This is a genomic window from Micromonospora sp. NPDC023633 (assembly GCF_040640035.1).
Classification (GTDB): Bacteria; Actinomycetota; Actinomycetes; order Mycobacteriales; family Micromonosporaceae; genus Micromonospora.
The window spans coordinates 24,518-31,339 of record NZ_JBFABB010000073.1 but is presented as its reverse complement, the minus strand read 5'-3'; the positions used below and the strand labels follow the sequence as shown (position 1 = coordinate 31,339).

The 6,822-nt window shown below is 74.4% G+C and carries 9 protein-coding genes and 1 pseudogene; 6 read left to right on the top strand and 4 right to left on the bottom strand.

From position 1 onward, the window contains the following. Nucleotides 1–436: 436 nt before the first annotated feature. The 4 genes from AB0G13_RS21915 (at nucleotide 437) to AB0G13_RS21900 (ending at nucleotide 1,979) form a co-directional block, all read left to right on the top strand. A complete protein-coding gene (locus tag AB0G13_RS21915; RefSeq protein WP_357876990.1) occupies nucleotides 437–871 on the top strand; it encodes a phage holin family protein in 435 nt (144 codons plus the stop codon). Further along, nucleotides 868–1,218: a DUF3618 domain-containing protein gene (locus tag AB0G13_RS21910; protein ID WP_357876987.1), complete on the top strand. Its 351-nt coding sequence runs from the start codon at nucleotides 868–870 to the stop codon at nucleotides 1,216–1,218. Before AB0G13_RS21915 ends, AB0G13_RS21910 begins: the two co-directional genes overlap by 4 nt. Further along, a complete protein-coding gene (locus tag AB0G13_RS21905) occupies nucleotides 1,215–1,487 on the top strand; it encodes a DUF4235 domain-containing protein (protein WP_089001055.1) in 273 nt (90 codons plus the stop codon). Before AB0G13_RS21910 ends, AB0G13_RS21905 begins: the two co-directional genes overlap by 4 nt. 288 nt (nucleotides 1,488–1,775) lie before the next feature. Then, a complete protein-coding gene (locus AB0G13_RS21900) occupies nucleotides 1,776–1,979 on the top strand; it encodes a cold-shock protein (RefSeq protein ID WP_007075740.1) in 204 nt (67 codons plus the stop codon). Nucleotides 1,980–2,167: 188 nt separating this feature from the next. Here AB0G13_RS21900 and AB0G13_RS21895 read toward each other — a convergent pair whose 3' ends face one another. Both AB0G13_RS21895 and AB0G13_RS21890 read right to left on the bottom strand, forming a co-directional pair. Then, complete coding sequence (locus AB0G13_RS21895; RefSeq protein WP_357876984.1) at nucleotides 2,168–2,362, bottom strand: hypothetical protein; 195 nt, start codon at nucleotides 2,360–2,362, stop codon at nucleotides 2,168–2,170. Between the two features lie 40 nt (nucleotides 2,363–2,402). Next, nucleotides 2,403–2,519, bottom strand: a pseudogene (locus AB0G13_RS21890) (aldo/keto reductase); the annotation flags it as partial. A 131-nt stretch (nucleotides 2,520–2,650) separates the two neighbouring features. Here AB0G13_RS21890 and AB0G13_RS21885 point away from each other — a divergent pair. Then, nucleotides 2,651–3,454: a trans-aconitate 2-methyltransferase gene (locus AB0G13_RS21885; protein WP_357876981.1), complete on the top strand. Its 804-nt coding sequence runs from the start codon at nucleotides 2,651–2,653 to the stop codon at nucleotides 3,452–3,454. After that, a complete protein-coding gene (locus tag AB0G13_RS21880; RefSeq protein WP_357876978.1) occupies nucleotides 3,451–4,476 on the top strand; it encodes an adenosine deaminase in 1,026 nt (341 codons plus the stop codon). Before AB0G13_RS21885 ends, AB0G13_RS21880 begins: the two co-directional genes overlap by 4 nt. Nucleotides 4,477–4,714: 238 nt before the next feature. On the opposite strand, the gene AB0G13_RS21875 is transcribed toward AB0G13_RS21880, so the two are convergent. Together AB0G13_RS21875 and AB0G13_RS21870 are read right to left on the bottom strand one after the other, a co-directional pair. Continuing rightward, on the bottom strand, nucleotides 4,715–6,103 hold the full coding sequence (locus AB0G13_RS21875) for a HAMP domain-containing sensor histidine kinase (protein WP_357876975.1): 1,389 nt from the start codon (nucleotides 6,101–6,103) through the stop codon (nucleotides 4,715–4,717). 29 nt (nucleotides 6,104–6,132) lie between these two features. Next, nucleotides 6,133–6,822 (bottom strand): response regulator transcription factor, encoded by a 690-nt coding sequence (locus tag AB0G13_RS21870; protein ID WP_089001050.1) that lies wholly within the window; start codon nucleotides 6,820–6,822, stop codon nucleotides 6,133–6,135.

The following is a 6,822-nucleotide window of genomic DNA, read 5'->3' as shown; positions in this document are numbered from 1 at the left end:
GGCTGTTCGACGTCACCGAACTGGTCGCCGCCGGCTACGACGACGCCCGGCGCGACGACCTGCCCCTGCTGATCACCGGCGGCACCGCGCCCCGCACAACGGGCATTTCCGGGTGTACCGCCCACCACGACTGCATGATCGACGAGTGGGGTCGGCGCGGGGTGAGGTGGGGAGGGTGGGGCGTGACCCGTGGGGGGCGGGGGCGGTTGGAGGTGTGGGTGGGCTTGTGCCTCGTGGGGTGTCAGGGCGGAGTGCGCTGGCTCGGGAAGTTTGACCGGGCGTTTCGTGGGGACCTGCTGCGCGACGCTTCTGCACCTTCTTCCGCGCCGGGCGGCGGCTCGGGGACTCGGCGGTCCGGCACCTCCGGCCACCGGGCGAAGGATTGGCGGGCGGCGACTCCGGGCATACAGCGCGGTGATGATGAAAGGAGGACAGCATGGCTGACGTGGCGAACGCCCGCACATCCCGTACCGGGAGCGAGCCGTCCACCGCCGAGCTGGTGCAGCGGGCCACGGAGCAGGTCTCCCGCCTGGTCCGCGACGAGCTGGCCCTGGCCCGGGCGGAGCTGACCCAGAAGGGCAAGCACGCCGGCATCGGCATCGGCCTCTTCGGCGGTGGCGGGGCGCTGGCGCTCTACGGCCTGGGTGCCCTGGTCGCCACCGCGATCCTGCTGCTCGACCTGGTGCTCCCGGCCTGGGCGGCGGCCCTGATCGTCGCCGTGGTGCTCTTCGCGCTGGCCGGCGTCCTCGCCCTGGTGGGCAAGAAGCAGGTCAGCCAGGCGGTCCCACCGGTGCCGGAGGCCGCGGTCCGTAGCGTCCGCGCGGACGTGGACACGGTCGCCGCCGCCGTGAAGGACAGGGGACGGGCATGACGACGGGCAACGGCCGGGGCAGCGGCGACACCGAGGCGCTGCGGGAGGAGATCCGGCGGACCCGGGTCGAGCTGGGCGAGACGATGGAGGCGTTGGCGGCCAAGGCCGACGTCAAGGCGCGGCTGAGGTCCTCCGCCGACCAGGCGAAGGAGCGGGTGCGGGACCAGGCGGCGCAGACCGTGGCCCGGGTGCGTGGGCAGGCGGCGCAGACCGCGCAGCTCGCGCGGGGCCAGGCGCAGGAGAAGGGCGCGGTCGTACGGCGTAACCCGACGCCGTTCGTCGCCCTCGCGGCCGGCGCGGTGGCCGCCGTGATCGTGTTGGTGATCGTTCGGGGGAGGCAGCGGTGAGCAGGGGTATCGGGAAGGCCGCGTACAAGCCGGTCGGCGTGCTGATGGGCATCGCCGCCGGTACGGTCGCGGGCGCGATCTTCCGGCAGGTGTGGAAGATGACGGCGGGCGACGGCGAGGCGCCCAGCGCCACCGACGAGGACCGCGGCTGGGGCGAGGTCCTGGCGGCGGCGGCGTTGCAGGGCGCCATCTTCGCGGTCGTCCGGGCCGCCGTCGACCGCGGTGGCGCGGTGGGCGTACGCCGCTTCACCGGGAGCTGGCCGGACTGACCGGACGACGACGAAATGCCCCCGCGCCGTGACCACGGCGCGGGGCATTTCGCGCGGACGCAAGGGCCCACCCAGCGGATCTTCGGCATCCGTCAGGTCACATGTCGGAGAAATTCGTCCGGTAGGCTGTGCAGAGTTTTCGCTACGTGGTTTGCTGTTCCACGCTGTTGCGAGATGGCGTGGGTTGAGTCAAGTCTCCTTCGTGGGGGCCGCCTCAGGCACCGCTGCTCGAAAACGGCCAATCGGCCGCACGGCGTGCTCGGCCGCCAGTTTTAGAAGGAGATACACATGGCGCAGGGAACCGTGAAGTGGTTCAACGCAGACAAGGGCTTCGGCTTCATCACCGTCGACGGCGGGGGTGCTGACGTGTTCGTCCACTTCTCGGCCATCCAGACCAGCGGCTACCGCACGCTGGAGGAGAACCAGCGGGTGGAGTTCGAGATCGCCCAGGGTCAGAAGGGTCCGCAGGCCGAGCAGGTCCGCCCCATCTGAGCAGTGCCGGTCGGCAGCCGCCGGCCACAGGGTGATCCGGCGCCCGGATCACAGCGAAGCCCCGTATCCCCGCCGGGATGCGGGGCTTTCCGCGTGTCCGGCGCCGGGCGACGCGGCGGCACGCGAGCCCCGGCGGCGACGTGGCCGAGGGGTCGGACGCGACGGGGCGCCCCGGCCCCCGGTGGCGCTCAGCGGCGCCGGCGGGCGCGCAACCCGAACCAGAGCGCGACCAGTCCGGCCAGGACCACGAGGGGCCCGAGCACAGCCCAGATCCGTTGGTCGGTCATCACGCTGCCCTCGACGTAGCCGAGGCCCTGCACCGTCCACACCGCACCGCCGACCACGGCGAGCAGGCCGAGGGTGAGCGGCAGCCAGCCCTTCATCGCGATCCCCCTCCGTCGGTCCCCGTCCCGGCCACCCGACTCACCACCGGTCGTGCACCTGCGGGCGGACCAGCTCGTCGTAGACCTCCGCCACCGCCGCCAGGTCCCGTCCGGACAGTGGCGCCTGGTCGGCCACGGCGGCGTTGCCCCGGGCCTGGGCGGCCGACGCGCCGCCCCAGCCGGGGGAAGGTGCGCTGCTCCATGGGACTGAGCCTAGTGATCGGCTTGTCCGGGCGCGCGACGGGCCGTACCGTGAAACAAGACGGACGTACGGTTTGGGAGGCGACGATGTGGGATCCGACGACGTACCTGCGCTACGGCGACGAGCGCTCCCGGCCCTTCCACGACCTGCTCGCCCGGGTCCCGGCCGCGCGACCGCGCGCGGTGGTCGACCTCGGCTGCGGCCCGGGCAACCTGACCGCAACCCTCGCCGCGCGGTGGCCGGACAGCCGGGTCGCCGGCCTCGACTCCTCGCCGGAGATGGTCGCGCAGGCCACCGCCACCGCCACCGCCCCCGGAGTCTCCTTCGCCGTGGGCGACGTCCGGCACTGGCGCCCGGAACCCGACGTGGACGTCGTGGTCAGCAACGCCGTGCTCCAGTGGGTGCCCGGCCACCGGGAGCTGCTCACCCGCTGGGCCCGGGAACTGCCCACCGGAGCCTGGTTGGCCGTGCAGGTGCCGGGCAACTTCGACGCGCCCTCGCACCGGGCGCTGCGCGAGGTCGCCGGCCGGCCGGCCTGGCGCGCCGACGTCGCCCCGCTGCTGCGCCGGCCACCGGCCGACGACACCGCCGTCGGCTACGCCGACCTGCTGACCGGTGCCGGCTGCGTGGTGGACGCCTGGGAGACTACCTACGTGCACCTGCTGCCGGCCCCCGCCGACGCGGACCACCCCGTGCTGAGCTGGCTGGAGGGGACCGCGCTCCGGCCGGTCCGCGCGGCCCTGGACGCCGCCGGCTGGTCCGACTTCCGGGCCGAGCTGGGGGTACGCCTCGCCGAGGCGTACCCGGTGCGGCACGCTCAGGTGCACTTCCCGTTCCGCCGCGTCTTCTTCGTCGCCCGCATCGGCGCCCGCGCAGAGGAGAACCTGTGACCGACCTGCAAACCTTCATCGCCGGACTGCCCAAGGTGGAGCTGCACGTGCACCACGTCGGCTCCGCCTCGCCCCGGATCGTCGCCGAGTTGGCCGCCCGCCACGAGGGCCGCAGCCCCGTGCCCGCCGACCCGGCCGCCCTCGCCGACTACTTCGCCTTCCGCGACTTCGCGCACTTCATCGAGGTCTACCTGAGCGTCGTGGACCTGATCCGCGACCAGGAGGACGTCTGGCTGCTCACCCACGAGGTCGCCCGCGAGCTGGCCCGCCAGCAGGTGCGTTACGCCGAGCTGACCGTGACGCCCTACTCGCACGTGCACCGGGGGATCCCCGCGCCGGCCTTCTGTGAGGCGATCGAGGACGCCCGCAAGCGGGCCGAGGCGGACTTCGGCATCGAGCTGCGCTGGTGCTTCGACATCCCCGGCGAGGCCGGCCTGGCGGCGGCCGAGGAGACGCTGCGCATCGCGCTGGAGGAACGCCCGGACGGGCTGATCAGCTTCGGCCTGGGCGGCCCCGAGATCGGGGTGCCCCGGCCGCAGTTCAAGCCGTACTTCGACCGGGCCCGGGCGGCCGGGCTGCGCTCGGTGCCGCACGCCGGCGAGACCACCGGCCCCGAGACCGTCTGGGACGCGCTGCGCGACCTCGGCGCCGAGCGGATCGGGCACGGCATCTCCGCCGCGCGGGACCCGGAGCTGCTGGCCCACCTCGCCGAGCACCGGATCGGCATGGAGGTCTGCCCGACCTCCAACGTGCGCACCCGCGCGGTCGCCAGCATCGAGGAGCACCCGCTGCGGCAGTTGGTCGACGCCGGCCTGCTGGTCACCATCAACTCCGACGACCCGCCGATGTTCGGCACCACCCTCAACGACGAGTACGCCGTCGCGGCCCGGCTGCTCGACGCGGGTCCGGAAGGGCTGGCCGCGCTGGCCCGCGACGCGGTGACCGCGTCGTTCCTGGAGCCGGCGGGCAAGCAGCGGATCACCGCCGAGATCGACGCCCACCTGGCCGCCGCCACCCGCTGAACGGATGAGGGGGGCGGCGCGCGGCGGGAGCAGGTGTGGGGGGACCGATGTCTCCCGCCGCGCGCCCGGTTCCACCGGCCCGTGGGGTGCCCCGAGGCATTGGCCGGTGGAACTGATGGGTTCGGATTCGATCCTGTCAGCGCCGGCCCGCTCCGGCACCGGGGTTAACCCCGATCTAAGGAAGACTTACGCCGGACCACAACCGGCGGCCGGGCCGGGGCACGCGGCCCGGCCGCGGTCAGCCGTCGGTGGGCCGCTGCCGGGGCCAGCGCCGGCTGCCGGTCTTCTGCTCGCGGGCCAGCCGGCCGACCAGGCCGAACCGGCTGACCTGCCGGGGCGTCGCCTCCGGGTCGGCGAGCAGCATCACCACGCTCGCCCCGCCCAGCCGGGCCCGGTCGATGCTCACCGAGCCGTTCGCCTGCAACGCGACCCGCTTGGCGATGTCCAGCCCCAGGCCGGTCGAGCCCTGGTCGCTGGCGCCGCGGCGTAGCGCCCGGTCCGGGTTGGCGATCCCCGGGCCGGCGTCGTCGATCCGGATGGCCACGTAGCCGTCGCGGCGGGACACCGCCACCTCGAACGCGGTGCCCTGCGGGGTGTACCGGAAGACGTTGCCGATCACCGCGTCCAACGCGGCCGCCAGCTCGGCCCGGGGCACCGGCGCGGGGATGCGCAGCTGGGCGCCGCTCACCCGGTGCGGGCGGTTCTGGTCGCCGGCCAGGGCGGCCCAGAACACCATCCGGTCCCGGACCACCTCGCTGACGTCGCACATCGCCGGCCCGGCCTCGTGCGCGACCGCCTTGCGGGTGGTCTTGATCAGGACGTCGATCTCGCCCTCGAGGGTGACGATCGCCTGCCGGATCCGCCGGATGCCGCGCCGCCGGTCCAGCTCCGCCTCGCTGAACGAGCCCACGCTGGTGTCGTCGGACTCCAACGCCTCCGCGTCCAGCCGTAGCACGGTCAACGGGGTGCGCAGCCGGTGCGACAGGTCGGCGACCAGCTCCCGCTCGTCGGTGCGGGCCGCGTCCAGCCGGTCGGCCATCCGGTTGAAGGCGTACCCGGCCTCGGCCAGCTCCCGGGGGCCGCTCGGGTCGACGCGTACGCCCTGGTCGCCGTCGCCGATCGCGAGCGCCGCCCGGACCAGGCCCCGGGCGGAGTCGACCGCGCGGGCGGCGACCCGGTCGACCACCAGCACCGCGGCACCCACCAGGGCGGCGGCCACCGCGAGCAGCAGCAGCCACCGGCTGCCGCCGCCCAGCGCCGACTCGGGCACGAAGACCTCGACCACGGCCGTGGTGTCGCCGAGCACCACCGGGTCCAGCCGGAGCACCCCGCCCTCGACGTCGACGATGACGGAACGCCGCTCGGCCCGCGCCCGCTCCAGGCTCCCGGCGTCGGCCCGGGCCGCCGACTCGTCCGCCCCCAGCCCGTGCACGACCGGCCGGGTGGCCGGGTCGTCGCCGCTGGCCGCCACGGCGCACTGCACCACGGCGTGGTCGGTGCTGACGGCGAGGGCGCCGGTCACCAGCGCGCTGCGCCGGGCGGCGTCCGCGATCGCCTCCTCGCGCGTGCGGTCTGCGAGACTGACGGCGAGCGGGACGAGGAACGCGAGCGCGACCAGGGCGCACATGCCGGCCGTGAGCAGGGCCAGCGACGGCCTCAGTCCGGCGCCACCAGCCGGAAGCCGACCCCCCGCACGGTGCGCAGGTAGCGCGGCTTCGCCGCGGACTCGCCCATTTTGCGGCGCAGCCAGTACAGGTGAACGTCGATGGTCTGGTCCTCGCCGACCGATGGCTGCCGCCATACCTCCTCCAGAAGTTCCCGGCGGGACACTACCCGGCCCGGACGTGCGGCGAGATAGGCCAGCAGGTCGAATTCCTTGCGGGTCAGCGCCAGCGGCTCGCCGTCGAGGTGGGCGCTGCGCTCGCCGACGTCGACCCGCAGCCCGCCGACGCTGTGCACCGCCGGCTGCACCGTCCGGCTGGCCCGCCCGGCCCGGCGCAGCACGGTGGTGATCCGCGCGTCGAGGTGCGCCCCGGTGAACGGCTTGACCATGTAGTCGTCGGCCCCGGCGCGCAGCAGCCGCACCACGGACTGCTCGTCGTCGCGGGCGGTGGCGATGATGATCGGGACGTCGGTGATGCCGCGCAGCATCCGCAGCGCGTCCGAGCCGTCGAGGTCGGGCAGCCCGAGGTCGAGCACCACGAGGTCGGGGGTCTCGGCCGCCACCCGGCGCAGCGCGTCCAGCGCCGTGCCGACGGCGTGCACGGCGTGCCCCCGGTCGGCGAGGGATCGCAGCATCGCGCCGCGTACGACGTGATCGTCTTCGACCAGGAGCACGGTGGCCAC

Bases quoted from the DNA above. Each gene is read 5' to 3' on its own strand.
- AB0G13_RS21915 (WP_357876990.1), top strand. From the start codon at position 437: ATGGCTGACGTGGCGAACGCCCGCACATCCCGTACCGGGAGCGAGCCG.
- AB0G13_RS21910 (WP_357876987.1), top strand. From the start codon at position 868: ATGACGACGGGCAACGGCCGGGGCAGCGGCGACACCGAGGCGCTGCGG.
- AB0G13_RS21900 (WP_007075740.1), top strand. From the start codon at position 1,776: ATGGCGCAGGGAACCGTGAAGTGGTTCAACGCAGACAAGGGCTTCGGC.
- AB0G13_RS21895 (WP_357876984.1), bottom strand. From the start codon at position 2,362: ATGAAGGGCTGGCTGCCGCTCACCCTCGGCCTGCTCGCCGTGGTCGGC.
- AB0G13_RS21885 (WP_357876981.1), top strand. From the start codon at position 2,651: ATGTGGGATCCGACGACGTACCTGCGCTACGGCGACGAGCGCTCCCGG.
- AB0G13_RS21875 (WP_357876975.1), bottom strand. From the start codon at position 6,103: ATGTGCGCCCTGGTCGCGCTCGCGTTCCTCGTCCCGCTCGCCGTCAGT.